The organism is Cohnella sp. GCM10020058, from assembly GCF_042683485.1.
GTDB lineage: Bacteria > Bacillota > Bacilli > Paenibacillales > Paenibacillaceae > Cohnella.
This window is the reverse complement of record NZ_JBHUJV010000009.1, coordinates 195,725-212,799: the sequence shown is the minus strand read 5'-3', so window position 1 is coordinate 212,799 and position 17,075 is coordinate 195,725. Positions and strand designations below refer to the sequence as shown.

Sequence of the window (17,075 nt, the reverse complement as noted above, 5' to 3'; positions counted from 1 at the left end):
AGTAATCGATTACTTTATGGCCCACACGCAATGATCTAGCGTTAGCCATTCAAGTCCCGGACCGAGTGCCGTTCCAGCAGCTTGGGTTGAAGGGTAACGTTGAACATCGGCTTATCCTTGCCCATCGTCATGTCGACCAGCATTCTGCAAGCCATCTTGCCCATTTCGTAATCGGGTTGCTTAATGGTCGTTAACGGAGGATGAATCATCTGCCCCACGTCAATTCCGTCGAATCCCATGACCGATACGTCGGACGGCACTTGCAGTCCCCGAGCCCTGAGCTCATGAATGACGCCGAATGCCAGAAGGTCGTTGCAAGCGAAGATCGCGGTCGGCGGGTAATCCGCATCCATCATGCGCCGGGCAAGCTCCCTGCCCGTCTCGAATTCGAAGATCGGATTAAAAGGCTCGTCGGAGCGGTATTCTTCCACAAGCGGCTCAAGACCCGCTTCCTTCATCGCATCCATGTAGCCGCGGCAGATCCCTTTTCGGCTGGGGCGATTGAGCTTGGTCGTCGCATAACCGATGCGGGTGTGCCCTTTGCCTTGCAAGTATTTGGCTGCCAGGAAACCGCCCTTGTGATGGTCGAACTCGATTTGCGATAGGCCTTCCTCGTCCAATTTTTGATCGATGGCAATGACATTCACGTTCATTTCAATTAATCGCTTCAGCTTCTCTTTATTTGTGGTGATGGAGGAGATAATGACCCCTTTGACCTGCTTCTCCATCATGGTCTGGATATACTCTTCCTCCAGCTCCGGATCCTGCAGAGAATTGCAGGCAAACACCGTGAATCCCTCTTGTCTGGCCACTTCCTCCACGCCGAACACGACAGAAGAGTAGAAAGGATTGATAATCGACGGAATAATGATGCCGATGGTCATCGTCGAATTTTTCTTCAATTGCTTGCCGAGCAAATTCGGAACGTAGCTGACTTCCTCGGCAATCTTGAGAATCCGGGTTCTGAGCTTATCGCTGACCGGATAGTTGCTGTTGCTGAGCACCCGGGATACCGTAGCTGACGATACGTTGGCCAACTTGGCGATGTCGTGAACCGTCACAGACTTGGACATGGAGAACCTCTTCAACCCGTAAATTTGCCTTGCAGCATAGCCTAAATATAGCATAGTCCCACAGGGTGAGGAAGCGGGCCGGGGAGGGGCGGGTAACCGTCCCCGGCGATTCCTTAATCGATTCATTCGTAAGGGGCGGACACGAACGCTTCCAGGTTCTCCTCCTGATGCCGGTCCACCCCGACGAAATAGGCCGTGTAGTGGATGCCGTTTTGCTCCCAGACATAATACGTTTGTGATTTAAACTTTAACTGATCGTTGTCTGAATGAATCGGCTCCGAGTAGACATGGTCCTGATCCGTGTAAGCGGAAATGCCGATGCCATCAATCACCAGGGTACGTACGAACGACAGCTTGTTGACGTCCACCGCCGGCACGCTGCTCTGATAAAACGAAATCGTGTCATTGATCTCGTAAGCGGAAGAATTGTAGGGAACGCGATAAGAATTCCATAAGGCGTCCGCGTCCGGCCTGATATTGAATCCCGTATTCTGATCGTCGGCCCGCTGCATCATCGAATCGGAAAGCTTGAGGCCATAAGCGGAAATGTCGAACGGAAACTTCACCGGAAAGCCGAGGATGCGCTTCGCTTCTTGCAGGTCCGTCTCATCGTATAACGGGAATGAGTTTCCCGCGCCGCTATAGTCTACATGCCGAACCTCGTCCGGCCACACCGCCGACTGCACGATTTCCGCCAGCTCCGTTTGTTCGAGATCCTTGCTGTAGTAATTAATCGCATACGTTAGATCGTTTTCCTGCCATACAAAGCTCTTGGCTGTCTCAGGCTTTTGCTTATACTTCGCTCTTGAAGCCGTGTACATCACGCCTGTCCGATCGCCGACAGCCAAGGCTTCTTCTTGGCCCGGCTTCCCGGAATTCGGAGTCCCCCACAATAAACGATGCTCCAGTAAAGTGCCGTTTCCTCTGGAAGCATACACCTCAATATTCCGTTCGTCCTGTTGCCCGAAGTTTTCCACAAAGGTGATGGATACATATTCAACCAAATCCGCTTTGTGGGCCTTGCTAAAGTTCTCATTCAGATCGATATACTTCAGGCGATACCCTTGAGGCATATAGTCAGGCACCTTAAAGTCAAAATTCGAAAAAGCGAGCGCTCTGTCCAGACGATTAAACCATTTGAACGAGGGGATCAGCCTGTCAATGCGAAAGGAGGAAACCGTATTCTGCTCCTTGGCACCCCCTGTCCTGGAGGCGTTCGATTCGGCATTTGCGTTGGTGAGCAGGATCGCGCTCAAGATCAATATCGACAAGATCGCCATGACAGACAGCTTGGACGAGCCTTGCTTGAACTTTGCAATCATAGTAACTCTCCGTTTGGTCTCATTGTTGTTGTTGATGAAATGAGGTAGATTTGCGCGCATGGACGAGCTTCGGGAAAATAACCGCGACAGCATGAGAAGTGTCAGACCATACGACGCGGACTCCTTTTCGCCCAGCGCCTCAAGCACGACCGCATCGCAGGCCACTTCCCGGTCGGCAGCCATCTTGCGCCGGGCCAGCCAGACCAAAGGATTAAACCAATGCAGCCATACGGCTAGCGTCCACAAGGCATTGAGCCATAGATCTTTGCGCTTATGATGCGTCAGCTCGTGCAGAAGAATATGGGTCAGCTGCCGGGAATCGGCGATGACGCGTATATCTTCCGGCAAATAAATGCGCGGCTTAACCGTTCCGTATATGCAAGGGCTGTGAATGCCTGCTGCCTCATATACGGGGACGGTGTGCTTAATACCTAGTTTTTCGCTGCATGCTCTGACAGCCGACAGCATCTCTTCATCATGAACCGGGCGAGCGTGCCTGACTCTTTTCCTGAATACGAGGGTTACGATGAGATACTGAATGCCGAGCAGCGCCAATCCTGCAAGCCAGATGAATGCGCCTGCGGTAAGTATCCCTGACCAACGAGAAGCTCCATTAGCCGACGTGGAATCCGTTAACGGGGTCACGGACGAATCGAGAGACGGGTGGCCCTCATGCAACCCGACGTCCAAGTCGCTATTGGATGCGGGAGCGGCAGAAGCGAGCGGTTGCGGCTGGCTGCCTTCTCTGTTCTGCACGAGTCCGAAGGGGTCGGCAAGATTGCTTGGTTCCATTGTCCATGGACTTCCAACCGTCTGGGGAATCAGATTGAACAAGCTGATCGGACTCGACGGGCCGACAGGGACGAGCAGCTTAATTAAGACCAGGAGCCACAGAAGATAAATGATGGCGGGCTTCAATCGCAGATGAAACAAACGCCGAACGAAGAGCAGCAGCAAGACGATTACAGCCGATGCCAACGATGCGCTCACGATCAGGGCGAATATCGTTTTCAGGACGATCATGATCGCTTCTTCTCTTCCAGCAGTTGTTGCAGCTCCTTAATCTCTTTGTCCGAAAGCTGCTCTTCCTCTATGAATCTGGCAAACAGCGTACCTACCGCACCGTTATAAACTCTGTTCAAAAAGGAGCGGTTCTCGGATTTTAAGTATTCATCATAGGAAACCAGCGGAGAATACAGATAGTTCCTGCCTGTTTTCTCAAAGCGGATCGCATTTTTCTTGTGCAGGCGGTTCAGAAACGTTTTGACGGTTTGATCAGACCATTGCATCTGCTCCGTCAACTTGAGAATGATCTCATTGGCGGACAACGGCTCCTTCTGCCAAAGAAGCTTCATGACTTCATGTTCAGCGTCGGTGATATGGGGAAGATTGTTCACGAACGTCACCTCACTACGGCTTCTTTTTCTGTTTACAACCGTAAACGTTAATTTATAGTTTACACGCGTAAACAAAAGAAGTCAAACAGGAGTCCATGGAAAATATGGGTAACTGCCGCTTATGCCGGCGCTGATTTGGCTTAGAGCAGAAAATAGGTGTACGAATGTTGGGTCGCGCGCCTCTCGGCATCGCCGTCGCCGTCTTAAATTTCCAAATTAGACTATAATATCGTAAGATGCTTTACTTTTTAATATACTGTGCTATTATTAAGCACTGACAGATCACACATCATAGGAGGCAATTCCCCATGGCAAACGTACTGTTCGTCAAGGCCAATAACCGCCCTTCCGAGCAAGCGGTCAGCGTGAAGTTATACAATGCATTTTTCGAATCGTATAAGGAAAGCAATCCTAACGATACGATTACCGTACTCGATCTGTTCGCTGCAGAACTCCCTTATTACGACAATGACATGATGACGGGACTGTACAAAGCGGCGCAAGGAATCGAAGCAACGGCTGAAGAGAAGAAGCTGGCCGATCTCGCGAACGGCTACTTGGATCAATTTCTGGCCGCCGACAAGATCGTGTTTGCTTTTCCGCTCTGGAACTTCACGATTCCGGCTCAGCTTCTGACGTATCTGTTCTACCTGGGCCAAGTGGGCAAAACGTTCAAATATACGGCAGAAGGCCCTGTCGGTCTGGCCGGCGACAAGAAGGTCGTTATCCTGAACGCGCGCGGCGGCGTTTATTCCGAAGGTCCGATGGCTCAGCTCGAAATGTCGGTCAACTACGTGAAGAACACGCTTGCCTTCTGGGGCGTCACGGACATCGAGACGGTTATCGCCGAAGGGCACAACCAATTCCAGGACCGTTCGCAGCAAATCATTGAAGACAGCATCGCTCAAGCAACGAAGTTGGCGAGCAGCTTCTGATCGAATCCGTTAAACAGAGAAACCAACGCAGGCCGCGGCCGGCGTTGGTTTCTCTCGTTTTCTGATTAGCTGTCGTAGACATCCAGGACAGCCTGCAGCGCTTGGCAGACGGTTCGAAGAATATCGGATATCGCCGGATCAGAGACCATACGACAAGCGAAGTGGTGAGTATCTACAAATCCATTGTGAAGGGCAAGGGCTTCATCGTGTTAAACGTCAATCCCTCCTACTTGAAGCTGAGCTTGCAGCCCATCATCGAAAATAGCATCCAGTATGGGCTCGAGGCGAAGGACAAGTTAAAGCTGAAAGTGAGGGCGCGACTATCGGATCGTGTGCTCCGCATTACCATTCTGGATGACGGCCCGGGCATCTCCGAGCCTCTAAGTTCTTTGCGGCGGTATCGGCCAGCCAAACAAGCGTATCCGCGCCCTTCTCGGGCGTTTTGGCCAGTCTCTTCATGACGGCCATCGTCATTCGGGCCATCCATCCGTTGTCCTGATTAAAATTCGTGGCGACAAGTCCCGGATCGAAGCAATACGCACCGACATTTGTGCCTTTCAGCCGTTGCGCCAGTTCGGCGGTAAAGATTAAAAGGGCCATCCTTTGCGGGATGGCCCTTTTTTGAAGACGGGGGTTCGATAACCGAATGTTTTCTCTTTTACGCCGCTATTCATACTGCATCGTAACGACCCCTGCATATTGGGCAAGGTTTTCCTGGGACAAGCTCAACGTCTTTACGTTTGTCGTCCGTGTCCCGGCAGCCTCGAGGAATTTGTCCGCACTATCGAAGGCTATCTTCCCAAGGATTCCCAAAGCCTTCGTGCTATAGTGCATCGGAATCGCGATCGTCGCTTGCAGTTGACGCATCACTTGAGCCGCTTCCGGCCCGTCGAGCGTCTTTTTCTTTCCGCCTACCGGCACGATAAGTACGTCCGCTTTACCGATTTCTTTGACTTGCTCTTCCGATAGCAGATGGCCCAGATCCCCGCAGTGGCAAATCGTCAGTCCGTCGATCTTGAAGCGGAAAACAATATTCGGACCTCTCTTCCGGCCGTTCACCTTATCGTGGAAAGTCTTGAACCCGCTAATGCTCACATCGCCGCGGCTGTATTCTCTCGGCTCGTTTACCAGCAAGTACTCGCCCGAAGCAGCTTTAACTTTATTGTGATCGCCGTGATTATGCGTAACCACGACAATGTCCGATTCAACGGGTACCGGCATGCGGTAGCCAAGAAACTTGTAGTAGGGGTCGATGAGAATCTTCGTCCCCTCATCCGAAGTCAGCAGAAAAGAAGAATGTCCGTACCATTTAATCTTCATAAGGAATACACTCCCCGCGTTCAATAGACTGGCCGCCGCTTTCCCCGGTCACGAACCTGCAAATCAGCAGATGCATGTCATTCGTTGTATGCGCTTAGTCGGTATGCTATTATAAAGCGGAGTCGACTCCACTTCATAATAAGCGGAGAGCGCTCCGCTTGTCAACCGAGAAAAGAACGAAATTAAAGGAATGGTCGAGCCTATGCAGGATCGCGTTACTTCTTCCGTACGTTCCGAACGCCGCGACGCGGCGGCGAATCGGCAAAGCATCCTGGATGCAGCGCAGCGGTTGTTCGAGCGGCATGGCGTCCAAGCCGTCAATATGAAACAGATTGCGATCGAAGCGCAAGTTGGACCTGGAACGCTTTACCGCCGCTACAAAAATAAAAGCGAACTATGTCTCGATCTGATCCGGGACAGCGCCGACCTTCTGTTCGCCGAATTCGAGTCCTACTTGCAGCGACACCGCACCGAACCGGCAAAAGAACGCGCGAAGGGCATTCTCCGTTTGCTGATCGGGTTCCGGGAAAAGAAAGCGCAGCTGCTGATCGGCGTCGAGGACGCGGCGTCCGCCAACCGGAGGAAGGCGCCGACGAACAGTCCGATTTTCAACGAGCTGAACCAAATTTTCGTGCCGTTATTCGACGAGATGGCCGCTTCCGAGACGTCAAGCCCGAACAGCGTTTTTAGAGCCGAGATGCTTCAGATGGCGCTAAGCCAATTTTATTCCATCCAAAGGGATGTCCACGGCCACTCGCCCGAGTCGATATTCGAGCAGATCTGCTTAACTTTTCAATTAGGATGAAGGGAAGGGGAGACCGACATGAACGAGCTATATCGGGAAACATACGCGAAGCTCCCCGAGCAGGAGCGTCAGAGACTGCTTGCTTCGCTGGCGGAGAGGCATCCCGGCCTTGAGCTGAAGCGATTTGACCGTTTCGAGCGGTTCGACAGGGGAACGGATACGGCGATTTATTCGTTAGAAGGAAGCGAGTTTGTTTTTGTGCCGGGCGATACGGTGACGCTGGGATGGCATTCGTTCGCCGACGGCTTCGACGACACGACGAAGCAGGATGTGGACGAAACGCTGGGGGAGTTCGATATCGCGGATGGCGAGGCGTGGATCGGGAGCCTCATGTCGCCGGTCCGTACGGTGACGGTGCCGCCGATGCTGGTCGAACGCAAGCTGCGGGAGATCGGCTGGACAAAGGCGCAGCCCGACGATAGAGCGATCGTGGAGAGATGGAAAGCGGTCATCGACAACTTCGAGCGTACTTCCACGAATCGGCTTACGATCGATAAACGACTGCGGCTTGACCGATCGGAAGGCTTCACGGTCTTGGCCACCTACGCGCCGGTGAGCTACGAACAATTGCTTCAAGGCCTTCGCTCGGAGGGCTTTTCCCTGCCGACGGAGGACGAATGGGAATACCTGTGCGGCGGCGGCTCCCGGACCTTATGGCGCTTCGGAGACAGCTTCGATTACGGCATGCACCTTCGGCATTTCCAGGCTCCGGAGCGAAAAGGCGAGCCGTACGACTTGGAGCTGCCTAACGAATTCGGTCTTTGCATCGCCTACGATCCGTACAAATACGAGGTCGTGGACGGCGCCGCCTTTTTGAAGGGCGGCGACGGCGGAAGCCTGATCTGCGGAGGCACGGGAATGGCGATCGGTTATTTGCCGACCGCGACTTATTACCGTCAGTCCTATATGGGAGAAGCGGCGGAGGCGGATTATAAAGCCGATATCGGCGGCGATTATACCTTATATCGCAGAATCGTGCGTTTGGGATGAATCCGTAACCGTCGCATGCATCGCTTCGGCAATGATTAAAAAATCTTCGCGCTCGATCTCGAAGTGGCCGGTTCGGAACGGGTAACCCCAATTTCGCCGGCCGCGGGTGAAGCTAAGCCGATCGAGCAAGTCCACGATTCTAGCTTCCCGGCAGGGAACGTACGCGATGTTCCGGCGGAAGGGCGCAAACGTCGCGGACATCGCGTGCTCGTATACACGATCGTCCGCTACCCGACCGATAGCCGTGAATGCTTGGAGCGGCTCCCCGCCTCCCATCTCGGTGCGAGGCGAGTAGTACGCCAGCCAGTCCCCCGGCTGCATCCTGCGCAGCGGCGCAGACTTACCGTGGCACATTTGGGCGAAGCCGCCCTGAATCCCCCGCTGCACGTGCGACGCCGAGACGACGCCGATCCAATAGCGCGGTCTCGCATGTTCCGAACCGGCACCCGCTTCGCCCGTGAATGCGTCAGGCATTCGTACCGCCTCATGCATACGTTTTCCTCCAAGCGTCGTCCAGCCGCTTCTTCTGCAGCAGATGGTGACGATAATGCATCTCGATCAGTTGGAACCACTCCAGCGCGTTCAAGCCGCCGAGTCGCGGATGAACGACCGCATTTCGCACGAGCCCGGATGTCGTATCTTGTTTCGGATCAAACGCCGCCGCGACCTTCGGTTCGATCTCGGTCATCCGACTAACCGTATCGCGCAGCCCGTCCATGATTTGTTCCTTGCTTTCCGGTTGCGGCGGCGTGTATTGAGGCGATGGGGGGACCTGAATGCGCTCCGGCGGAAAGCTTCCCGCTCCGAACAACGCCTCCCCCTGCTCCGTCTTTCCCGTTAAAGAATCCGTCGGATTGTCATTCGGCGCGAGGCACTGCGCTACGTTCCGCAAATGCATAAACTGCGCAGAACGGATCAAATGCATATGCATCTGACCAAGCGACCATTCATCTGCCGCTGGTTTCCATAGCAGCTGCTCCAAGCTGAAGCCCTCTAATTCCTGAATATAGCCATTCACGGTGTCCTCGAACTTACGCAGCGTTTCCTTCGTATTCATGGCCGAAACCACTCCTTTAACTGAGTTGGCTCCAGCATACGACAACGCTCCTGACACAAGTCTGTCAGTACCTTTTTCGCATGTTTTCGGTTTTCTCGCGCATGCGATCGCGCAGCGATTCGTTTCCAAGAATCACATGGTCAGCCCGTCCGCATTCATGAGGGCTAAAACGATGATGAACAGAAGGAACACAACAGGTTGCATCGTTTTGCCAAACGCATCTTTGACCCTTAAGTGCGCGAGAAGTGCCCCTGTCATCGTAATTCCAAGCCAAATTGCGCCCCAAGCGATCGCATCCGCATCCCAATAGCCCCTTACAAGCACTACGGCGCCGACCAACTGAACGATTCCCGTGATCACGCGAAACCATTGGGGAATCCTTAGATCGTTGAATATATCGACCCAGTACTTGACCCCGGCAATCTTAGCTGAACCCGAAAAGACATAGTACAAAATCAACAAGCTCTGAAGCGCGATCGAGAATACGATCATTTGGATTTCCTCCCCTTATCGGTTGCTGAACAAATGGTAAGTTATAACTTTCTAGTTGTCAAGTTATAATTTAACTGTTGGAAAGTTATAACTTGACGCCTTTTCAGCAATCAACTACGATGACTTTATTAGAGTGGGTATGGAGGTTCAACCGTATGGGAGAAGTGCGGAATGCGGAACGCACGAGAAACAATATTCTCGAAGCTGCGCAAAAAGAGTTTTTCGACAGAGGGTTCAAGGGGGCGCGGATCGAGTCGATCGCAGAAGCCGCGGGGGTAAAGAAACAGTTGATTTACCATTATTTCAAAGGAAAAGCAGAATTGCTTGAAGCCGTTCTGGCTAACTCTGCAACGAACGAACCCGAGTGGGCTTCGCAAATTCCCGATCATCCGGTTAAAATTGCCGAGCATCGATACAGGGTCAACAGCCAGGCGAGAGCGGACTTTATCAGGTTTGCCGCTTGGGAGGCGCTTGAATCTTGGGCAGAGCCAACGTCTTGGAATAAAGGAGGGGAACTTGCTCTTCAATCCTATGCGGAGTACTGGAAAGCTCAAAAGGAAAACGGGCTTGTCCCGCCGGAGATCGAGCCTGAGCTTTTGACGCTGGCATTAACCGCTTTGACTGTTTATCCTATTATTTTCAGCAATATTACCAAGTTGATTACCGGATTCGATTCGACCGATCAGGATTTTCAAGCCAGGTGGTCAACCTTTCTAACCCAACTAAGCGAACGCCTCTTAAACCAGCAGCAAGACCATAAGAGTTAATATTGAATTTACCCGAATCCAGACCGTACCAAGGCGGTCCGGACTCGGGCGGTTTTCATTTTACGGAAAAACGTGCCGATCGCGCCGGAGCGCCCAGGATATCCGACAACGTCGGTGCCAAGCCGTCCGCCATACGAAGGAAGCCAAGATCGGTCGGATGAATGCCGTCAACCGTGCATTCGTCGAAGCGGTCGCCGAGCAGCTCGCCGCCATCCTGAAAATATATATGGGCATCTCCTTCTCGCTTTAGCCGCTCGACCGTTTCCATCCCAAACGCCCGGGTATCAAGACGACTTTGCACAGCGGCATCGTCGAAGGTCTCCCGAGCGTAGCGAATCTTGGACAAGACCAGAATAGGCACGTCGGGATGAGCCTCGCGATACAGGCCGATAAAGGTCGGCAATGTCTCCCGGTAGCCCTCCGGCGAGACGTTGGCAACATAGTCGAGCACGAGCAATCCGGGATTGTCGATCTCGGCCAGCATACGGGCCAGCTCCGGCTCGCCCTTGCCGTTTCCCGAGAACCCTTCATTAACGAACTCATACGGTAATCTGCGGCTCAGCACGTTCGTATACGCCATGCCAGGGCGGGAAGCGCAGCCGCCTTGCGTGATCGACGTACCGTATACGATGATTTTGCGGCTATCGCCATACGACGCCGGCGGCTCGACCGCGGCCTCCGGAGCGACGCCGATCCATATCTCCCGCACGCCCTGATAGAGCGGGAGATTGATCGTCACCTCGCGAGGCGTCGCCGCAAGCTGCTCGAACAGCGGATGGCAAATCTGCGTCGCCGCGGTACTCATGCGCGTCGTTCCGGCATAGACTTGCGCCCCGAAACCGCCGATATAGCAGTCGAAGCCGCATTGTCCGCTGGCAGGCATGTGGTCCATATCCGCCGGACCCGACAACACCGCCTTGACGACGACGGTCGGGGAATCGGTGCGGAAGCGAATCTGCCCGCCAGCCGGGCAGTCGGCAAGCATATCGACCGCCGGCGGCAGCTTATGCGCCGAAGCTGCGGGCAGGCGGCGGTACAACCTTTCTTTCTTCAGCCACGGAAGGCCCGCGATCACAAACGGTTCGGCGAGCGGCGACAGCCATCGCAATTCGTCCCCGCTACGTTCCGCAATGACCATATTTTCATCCAGCTCCTGCGGTTTAACGCCGCTGCGATCCGCCATTCCACCACTTCCTTTTCCTATTTTCATAGTACGCATTACCTTCTCCTCTAGCTGCCGGAAGGAGTATACTACATATTAATGGAAATAGTAAACTCGGTAGAGCAGGACGGCTGCCTCCGCTCGGGTCGCCTTTTCGATCGGATGGATCATGCCGTTCGAGCCTTCCGCCAATCCGGCGGCAGCAAGGTTTGCAATGCTGTTCCGAAAATAGCTGCCGACGCTGTCCGCATCCTTAAATCGGCTCCAATCGCCGTTTGCGTCGGAGTTCAGCTTGCCGATCGTCGCCAAGGCCCGCTCCGTCATCGCCAGCATTTCCTGCCTCGACAAAATTCCCCTCGGGTTGAAGCGGTTGTTCCCCGTTCCTTCCGCAATGCCCAAAGCTTTGCAAATGCCTACCGCTTGACTATAGAAGTCCGATGTCAGCACGTCTTCGAATCGAGCCGTCGATTCCGCATGAAGTCCCAGCGTGTTTACGAGCATGACGGCATATTCCGCGCGGGTTATCGCTTTTTCCGGGGCGAACTTGTCCGTCGCAACGCCTTGGAACACGCCTTTCGACGCGAGAACTTCAATGCCGGTTCTGGCCCACGGATAGCTTCCGAGATCGCCGAACTTTTTGACGACGAAGGCCGTTGCGTATTTCGAAAAGTGGGTCGTTGTAAAAGCAACCGTGTCGGATCCAATGTCATATCGTCCGCTTGGAATCGGGATAATATTGTCTTCTCCGTCCAGATAGACGATGACGATATTCTCCGGCGACTTAAGTTCTTCTTCCGTCGGCGTGTACGGGAGCGACACGGTCAACGCGGCGCTCGGATTGCTCCAATCCAGCTTCTCTCCGTCGGCCCACAAGCTGAACTCGATAACGTCCCGATTGCCGATCAGCTCCCGCGCTTCTCGACTTAGCGCGGATTTATCCGCCGCTTCGATCCGGATGGAAACCTTGCCAGACTCGCCGAATCCGAGCTGCCCGAGCATGTTCCCGGGGATGCCGATTGCCCCGAGCCCCGTATTCACCTTCACAATGCGGTTGGCGTCTCCATGGGACAAAGAGGCGGCGTCAAATTCAAGCGAATAGGCGCTGACGCCTTCCACGCTCGGAAGATCCACCGTTACCGTCTTGCCGCCGCTGTCATCGGCTTGTTCGGCGGCAAACGCCTTATCCAGCAAAGCGGCCGTAAGATTCGCCGCCAGGCTGCCGGAGGCCCGGTCCAGCGTTAACGCAACCTTCACATGACCCGCGCTAGCTTCGGTCGGCACTGCTGCGATCAACCCGTTAGCTCCTGGCGATGCGGCCGGCCCGGGCGTCGGACTCGGCTCCGATGTCGGTGTCGGTGTCGGGCTCGGGCTCGGGCTCGGACTCGGGCTCGGGCTCGGACTCGGGCTCGGACTCGGGCTCGGGCTCGGGCTCGGTTCCGGTGTCGGACTCGATTCCGATGTCGGTGTCGGGCTTGGCTCCGGTGTCGGGCTTGGCTCCGGTGTCGGCGTAGGCTCCGGCACCTCGTTCGGCTCGGCTCTGACGTAATCGACGTAGAAAAATCCTGCCCAAGGACCTGCGTAATACTGAAGATCCTTGCCCCGGTAAGAAATCTCGATGCTTTTCACGCTGTCGCGGCCCGCAAACCCGGATAAATCCACGGATACGTGCGTCCAATCGCTGGAGAGGACGGTTTCCTGCTCAAATTCAAAGGATGTTTCGTCGGCGGCTACAACCCGGATCTTGGTCAGATAACGGGACGAAGTTCCTCCCCAGCCGTACAAATCATATTTGATTACGCTGTATTCGCTGAAGTCCACGGGCTGCGAGAACGTTTTGACGACTTTGCTTTCATTGGTTGCGGGCTCGGGCACTTTGGCGCTTTCCAGCATGTTGAGCCCATGGTTTGCCGCGGCCGGGAACAAATGATGGATGGAGTCGCTTTGCACGGATTGCACGAGAGCGGTATGGTCGCCCGCTACCCAGCCGTCCGTTCGGCCGTCCTCGAAATCCCCCAGCACCCGCATACCGTCGTCGTCAACGACGTAATCCGGCAGGTTTACCTCCGTTAGCTCGTAGGTGTACACCTTGCCGTCCACCGTCAATTCCAGCTTCCCGCTCTCGTAGTTCTCGATCGTCATGCCCGTAATCGTCGTCTCAATGTCGGCTTGCTGGCCGAAGGCGAGGGACACCGGGCTGCCGGTCTTATCCAGCGTGACGCCGTTTAAGCCGGCGACCCCGACGACGCCCGCATACGTCCGATTACCCTTATTCCGAATATGGATCGTCAGCGTATCGCCGACCTCAAGCGCTTCTTCGCGATCCAAGGAGACTACCAGATTCGTCAGATCGGCGTCGGCCGCGGCGGACACTTCGTCGACCAGCAGCGCGCCGGTCGCCCAGTCAACTGCGTCGGCAGGCCGCGCCCAGATCTTGATCCGATCGACGCTCCCCGCACCGTCCCAGTCGCCCAGGTCCAACCCAACCTCGTTCCAGGTCTCCGCCGTCGCCAAGACAGAACCTTCAATCACCTTATCGCCGCTATAAGCGCGAATCATGAATTCCGCCTGCTTGCCCGCGCCGATGCCGACGGCTTTGACGAAGGCCTTGACGACCGGAGTGGCCGTCAAATCCAGCGGCGTATCCCACTGCCCGGTGATTCCCTTGAAATCCTTGAGCTGCGAGGCGACAACCGTAGCTCTCAAGCTCCCCGCCCCCGCCACCTTGTCCGCCGTGTCCAGAACCAAGCCCGTCACGTTATCGTTGTCCTGCCAGCCATCCCAATCGCTGTCCAGCCCGTCGATAGACACTGCGCCGACCGTGCCCGAGACGATGCCCGCCGAGGCCTCGGTCCTGGCCGGTCGGTTTTCCAGCATTTGCGGATCGAACCCCGGAATAATATCGCTCCACTCGTCCACGCCAATCACGCTTTTGGCGAACTCGGTCGCGGCAAGCGAGTCAACCGTATCGATTTTTCTGAACACGTCGTAAATGAGCTTTTCCGTACCCGGCGAGTTGAGGTGACCCGGCAGGTTCGTCCACATCCCCAGGTTCAGTCCGCCTTCTGCGGCATGATCGATATGGCGGGACAGGATAAATGCGTCGATACCCGGCAGCGACTTAACCTTGTAATAAGCGTAAGCGAAGCCCGCAGCCTGCACCTTCTGGTCCTCCAGGCTGTTCGTTCCCCCGTGGAAGCCCTGTTCCGACAAGATCACGCGGCGCTGGGAGCCGTTATACATCAACTGCGGCTGCTGCAAATACTCCGTCAGCACCTGCAGATTTCGAAACGTGATCCGGTAAGTGTCGAAGCTGTCGGTCGCCGAAGCATCCGCCCAGGTGCGCGGGTTGAACAGATCCTCCGGATAAGGGTGATAAGCGATGTTCCAGCCGAAGTCTCCGCCTTCCTTGGTCATTTGGCCCAGCGTATCCACAAGCGCCTTGTTGCTGTAGGTCCACGTCGAATCCGGCGCATGCCCGTCGTTCCAGAAATGGTCCAGAGAAACGTATACCCTGGCATTGGCCGACTTGCTTTTCACGATATTGTAGGTTAGCCGCAGCGTGCGCTCATATTGCTGAACGTAATCCTCCATCAAACGAGGGCCCATATTGTTCCACGTCTGGTTGTTCCCCACCTCGTTGCCGACGATGAAGCCCATGACTCTGCCGTAGGCTTTGTCCTCTCGGGAATATCGTTCCGCGAGAAAGCTCGTAATCGCCTTGTAGTAGTTCACCCCGGTTTCGTCCGTCAGGTTGGGGGCGAACACCGTTCCGTCCGGCGTGCTGTCCGGGTGGATCATATCGCTGTTGGGCGAATCCGGGTCGTCCATTCCGGTCCGCATCATGAGCAGAATCGCCGTCACGGCCATTCCGTTTGCCGTCATGGATTTGATGTTGGAGTCAAGACGGTCCATGGTCGCCTTGCGAAAATAGTAAGTCCGGCCCTCATACTCGTATGGGATTGAATCCGCGCCATGATCGCTCAAGGTCAGCATTTGATTGTACGTCATGTTGATCGCGGCATGCTGCGCCCCCAGGCGTTCGGCATCCGTCAGCATCTGCACGTCCTGCCCTTTGATGCTTGAAGTCGCCGTATACGGATACGTATGCTCCGCCATCATCTCCGGATTCGTAATGGATTGCGGCGTATCGGCCAACGTGTATTCGCCGCCTTCGTTCAGCACGACCGCGAATTTGGAAAATATTCTGGAGATCCCGTTCTCGACCGCCGCGAACCCAAGGTTAAAAGAAGCGGCCGCGGCCTGCGTATCGAGGGCGTCCAACTGACTGTAGTCCGTCGTTTTCTCGTTGGCGTACACCGGCAGCTCGAAGACCTCGACCTCGGCGGACGGATGATCGGCGAGATATTCGGCCTTCACGCTTCCCGCAACGGAAACTGTCGTCTTATTGCCATCGATTGTAACGCTTTCAACGTTTCCTTGGTAATCGTAAGTATCCAGCGTCTGCAGCGCGAATGCGATTGAATCGATCTCCAGCTTCCGGCCGGCCTCGGCCGCGGTCACGGGGGAGATGCGAATGCGATCGATCGTGTCCTGCCACTCGGCGCCGGACATTTCGAAGCTGTATTCGGCATACGAAGCCGCATCCGCCAAGTCGAACTGCATCGACTTGGCCTCGTCCCAAGCCGGATCCTGATCGGTAATCCAGGAGATGCGCATTTTTTCGGCCTCCGTATTGTTTTTCATCCGCAGCTTGATGACATTTCGCTTGGTCGCGTCCAGCTCCAAGCGGGGAGTTTCGATATACGTGGCAGCCGGATTCGTGACCGTATATTGCAGCGCCTGCTGGTCCGCCGACATCGTCCCTCCTTCAACCGTAAACCCTTCCGTAACGCCTGTCACGTCAAAATCCAGATTGGCCGCCTGCGTAGCGCTTAAATAATCCAACTGCAGCCGGCCGTCCCAATAGGCGTAGCCCGGATCCCCCGGCGACACGCCTGCCAGATCGAAATTTTTCATGTAGGAAAATTCGATTCGGTCGATGCCGTTTTTGCCTGCCCAGTCGTGGATATCGAAATAGATGACATTCCATTTGAGCGCCATGGCGGAGACCGCCTCGAAGGTGTCTGTACCGCTTGTAAGCTTTATTCGTAAAAAGTAATCGTCCTGCTTCCATCCCCATATATTCGCCGCCAATGCAATGAAATTGGCATCCGAGAGATCGAGGGGATCGTCGAACGTCCGATAGATCGTCCGCCACTCATAAGCCTTTACTTGCTGCGGCACAACCTCCAGAACGCCTGCGCCTTCAAAGGGCAGCCCGGGCGTGTTCAGAATCGTCGTTGCAAAGTTGGCCTGATTGACATTGCTTCCGGCCTGCCACTGCGCGGCCTGATCCGCCGTGTTGAAATCGTTGATCACCTGCCGTGCATAGATGGCGCTGCCACTTGTCGAACGGACAGGCTCTAGCAGCGGGTCGTAAGCTCCGGCAAACGTCCGAATCGGCAGCAACAGCTGAACGACCATGGATAACGCGAGCAGACTCGACAACAAACCGCTTTTTTTCCTCATCTCATTCACACCTTTCGATTGGTTTATCCGTGCCCGCCAAGCTAATCAGTATGTTATCTCTCTACTATCCGCCCATCATTGTATGTATATTTCGATTAAAGTATATTATAATTAATGAATTTCGTAAATAATATACTTTACTATCAATTAAGCATACGATTATCTGACGCTGGAGATACGCATATAAAATGACGATTTGGACGAAGCGGATGAGGTCAACCTCTCT

General features: G+C 54.7%; 14 protein-coding genes and 1 pseudogene. 5 read left to right on the top strand and 10 right to left on the bottom strand.

Translation table 11 applies throughout. The features are described 5' to 3' along the window. Window positions 1–41: 41 nt before the first annotated feature. From ACFSR7_RS16515 to ACFSR7_RS16505, 3 genes are all read right to left on the bottom strand, one after another. On the bottom strand, window positions 42–1,073 hold the full coding sequence (locus tag ACFSR7_RS16515) for a LacI family DNA-binding transcriptional regulator (RefSeq protein WP_378163374.1): 1,032 nt from the start codon (window positions 1,071–1,073) through the stop codon (window positions 42–44). Window positions 1,074–1,195: 122 nt separating this feature from the next. Beyond that, entirely contained in the window at window positions 1,196–3,418 is a 2,223-nt protein-coding gene (locus tag ACFSR7_RS16510) for a M56 family metallopeptidase (RefSeq protein ID WP_378163372.1), read from the bottom strand. Continuing rightward, entirely contained in the window at window positions 3,415–3,792 is a 378-nt protein-coding gene (locus ACFSR7_RS16505) for a BlaI/MecI/CopY family transcriptional regulator (protein ID WP_378163370.1), read from the bottom strand. Before ACFSR7_RS16505 ends, ACFSR7_RS16510 begins: the two co-directional genes overlap by 4 nt. Before the next feature lie 308 nt (window positions 3,793–4,100). Between ACFSR7_RS16505 and ACFSR7_RS16500 the strand changes: the two genes are divergently transcribed. Beyond that, window positions 4,101–4,727: an FMN-dependent NADH-azoreductase gene (locus tag ACFSR7_RS16500; RefSeq protein WP_378163368.1), complete on the top strand. Its 627-nt coding sequence runs from the start codon at window positions 4,101–4,103 to the stop codon at window positions 4,725–4,727. Window positions 4,728–4,828: 101 nt separating this feature from the next. Further along, the gene (locus tag ACFSR7_RS16495) at window positions 4,829–5,188 is read left to right on the top strand and encodes a sensor histidine kinase (protein WP_378164671.1); all 360 of its coding nucleotides are present in this window, start codon (window positions 4,829–4,831) and stop codon (window positions 5,186–5,188) included. Here ACFSR7_RS16495 and ACFSR7_RS16490 read toward each other — a convergent pair. Both ACFSR7_RS16490 and ACFSR7_RS16485 read right to left on the bottom strand, forming a co-directional pair. Next, a pseudogene (locus tag ACFSR7_RS16490) lies at window positions 5,124–5,318 on the bottom strand (short-chain dehydrogenase); the annotation flags it as partial. The gene ACFSR7_RS16495 and the pseudogene ACFSR7_RS16490 overlap by 65 nt on opposite strands. Before the next feature lie 75 nt (window positions 5,319–5,393). Beyond that, window positions 5,394–6,047, bottom strand: coding sequence for an MBL fold metallo-hydrolase (locus ACFSR7_RS16485; protein ID WP_378163366.1), 654 nt, complete (start codon window positions 6,045–6,047; stop codon window positions 5,394–5,396). Between the two features lie 202 nt (window positions 6,048–6,249). Here ACFSR7_RS16485 and ACFSR7_RS16480 point away from each other — a divergent pair, with 202 nt between their 5' ends. Both ACFSR7_RS16480 and ACFSR7_RS16475 read left to right on the top strand, forming a co-directional pair. Beyond that, window positions 6,250–6,852 carry a TetR/AcrR family transcriptional regulator gene (locus tag ACFSR7_RS16480; RefSeq protein ID WP_378163364.1) on the top strand — a complete coding sequence of 201 codons (603 nt, stop codon included), beginning with the start codon at window positions 6,250–6,252 and terminating at the stop codon, window positions 6,850–6,852. An 18-nt stretch (window positions 6,853–6,870) separates the two neighbouring features. After that, window positions 6,871–7,842 carry a hypothetical protein gene (locus ACFSR7_RS16475; RefSeq protein WP_378163362.1) on the top strand — a complete coding sequence of 324 codons (972 nt, stop codon included), beginning with the start codon at window positions 6,871–6,873 and terminating at the stop codon, window positions 7,840–7,842. Here the strand turns inward: ACFSR7_RS16475 and ACFSR7_RS16470 are convergent. From ACFSR7_RS16470 to ACFSR7_RS16460, 3 genes are all read right to left on the bottom strand, one after another. Continuing rightward, the gene (locus ACFSR7_RS16470) at window positions 7,813–8,316 is read right to left on the bottom strand and encodes an EVE domain-containing protein (protein WP_378163360.1); all 504 of its coding nucleotides are present in this window, start codon (window positions 8,314–8,316) and stop codon (window positions 7,813–7,815) included. The two genes, ACFSR7_RS16475 and ACFSR7_RS16470, sit on opposite strands and share 30 nt — an antisense overlap. A gap of 10 nt (window positions 8,317–8,326) precedes the next feature. Continuing rightward, window positions 8,327–8,899, bottom strand: a complete 573-nt coding sequence (locus ACFSR7_RS16465) for a DinB family protein (protein WP_378163358.1) — start codon at window positions 8,897–8,899, stop codon at window positions 8,327–8,329. A gap of 132 nt (window positions 8,900–9,031) precedes the next feature. Further along, window positions 9,032–9,391 (bottom strand): DoxX family protein, encoded by a 360-nt coding sequence (locus ACFSR7_RS16460; protein WP_378163356.1) that lies wholly within the window; start codon window positions 9,389–9,391, stop codon window positions 9,032–9,034. Between the two features lie 155 nt (window positions 9,392–9,546). Between ACFSR7_RS16460 and ACFSR7_RS16455 the strand changes: the two genes are divergently transcribed. Further along, the gene (locus ACFSR7_RS16455) at window positions 9,547–10,158 is read left to right on the top strand and encodes a TetR/AcrR family transcriptional regulator (protein WP_378163355.1); all 612 of its coding nucleotides are present in this window, start codon (window positions 9,547–9,549) and stop codon (window positions 10,156–10,158) included. Window positions 10,159–10,213: 55 nt separating this feature from the next. On the opposite strand, the gene ACFSR7_RS16450 is transcribed toward ACFSR7_RS16455, so the two are convergent. Together ACFSR7_RS16450 and ACFSR7_RS16445 are read right to left on the bottom strand one after the other, a co-directional pair. After that, on the bottom strand, window positions 10,214–11,341 hold the full coding sequence (locus ACFSR7_RS16450; RefSeq protein ID WP_378163353.1) for an SGNH/GDSL hydrolase family protein: 1,128 nt from the start codon (window positions 11,339–11,341) through the stop codon (window positions 10,214–10,216). 75 nt (window positions 11,342–11,416) lie between these two features. After that, the gene (locus ACFSR7_RS16445) at window positions 11,417–16,849 is read right to left on the bottom strand and encodes a DUF5722 domain-containing protein (protein WP_378163351.1); all 5,433 of its coding nucleotides are present in this window, start codon (window positions 16,847–16,849) and stop codon (window positions 11,417–11,419) included. Window positions 16,850–17,075 lie beyond the last annotated feature (226 nt).

Coding starts and splice junctions, on each gene's coding strand:
- ACFSR7_RS16500 (WP_378163368.1), top strand. CDS start 4,101: ATGGCAAACGTACTGTTCGTCAAGGCCAATAACCGCCCTTCCGAGCAA.
- ACFSR7_RS16455 (WP_378163355.1), top strand. CDS start 9,547: ATGGGAGAAGTGCGGAATGCGGAACGCACGAGAAACAATATTCTCGAA.
- ACFSR7_RS16515 (WP_378163374.1), bottom strand. CDS start 1,073: ATGTCCAAGTCTGTGACGGTTCACGACATCGCCAAGTTGGCCAACGTA.
- ACFSR7_RS16460 (WP_378163356.1), bottom strand. CDS start 9,391: ATGATCGTATTCTCGATCGCGCTTCAGAGCTTGTTGATTTTGTACTAT.
- ACFSR7_RS16510 (WP_378163372.1), bottom strand. CDS start 3,418: ATGATCGTCCTGAAAACGATATTCGCCCTGATCGTGAGCGCATCGTTG.
- ACFSR7_RS16465 (WP_378163358.1), bottom strand. CDS start 8,899: ATGAATACGAAGGAAACGCTGCGTAAGTTCGAGGACACCGTGAATGGC.
- ACFSR7_RS16485 (WP_378163366.1), bottom strand. CDS start 6,047: ATGAAGATTAAATGGTACGGACATTCTTCTTTTCTGCTGACTTCGGAT.
- ACFSR7_RS16480 (WP_378163364.1), top strand. CDS start 6,250: ATGCAGGATCGCGTTACTTCTTCCGTACGTTCCGAACGCCGCGACGCG.
- ACFSR7_RS16475 (WP_378163362.1), top strand. CDS start 6,871: ATGAACGAGCTATATCGGGAAACATACGCGAAGCTCCCCGAGCAGGAG.
- ACFSR7_RS16470 (WP_378163360.1), bottom strand. CDS start 8,316: ATGCCTGACGCATTCACGGGCGAAGCGGGTGCCGGTTCGGAACATGCG.
- ACFSR7_RS16450 (WP_378163353.1), bottom strand. CDS start 11,341: ATGGCGGATCGCAGCGGCGTTAAACCGCAGGAGCTGGATGAAAATATG.
- ACFSR7_RS16445 (WP_378163351.1), bottom strand. CDS start 16,849: ATGAGGAAAAAAAGCGGTTTGTTGTCGAGTCTGCTCGCGTTATCCATG.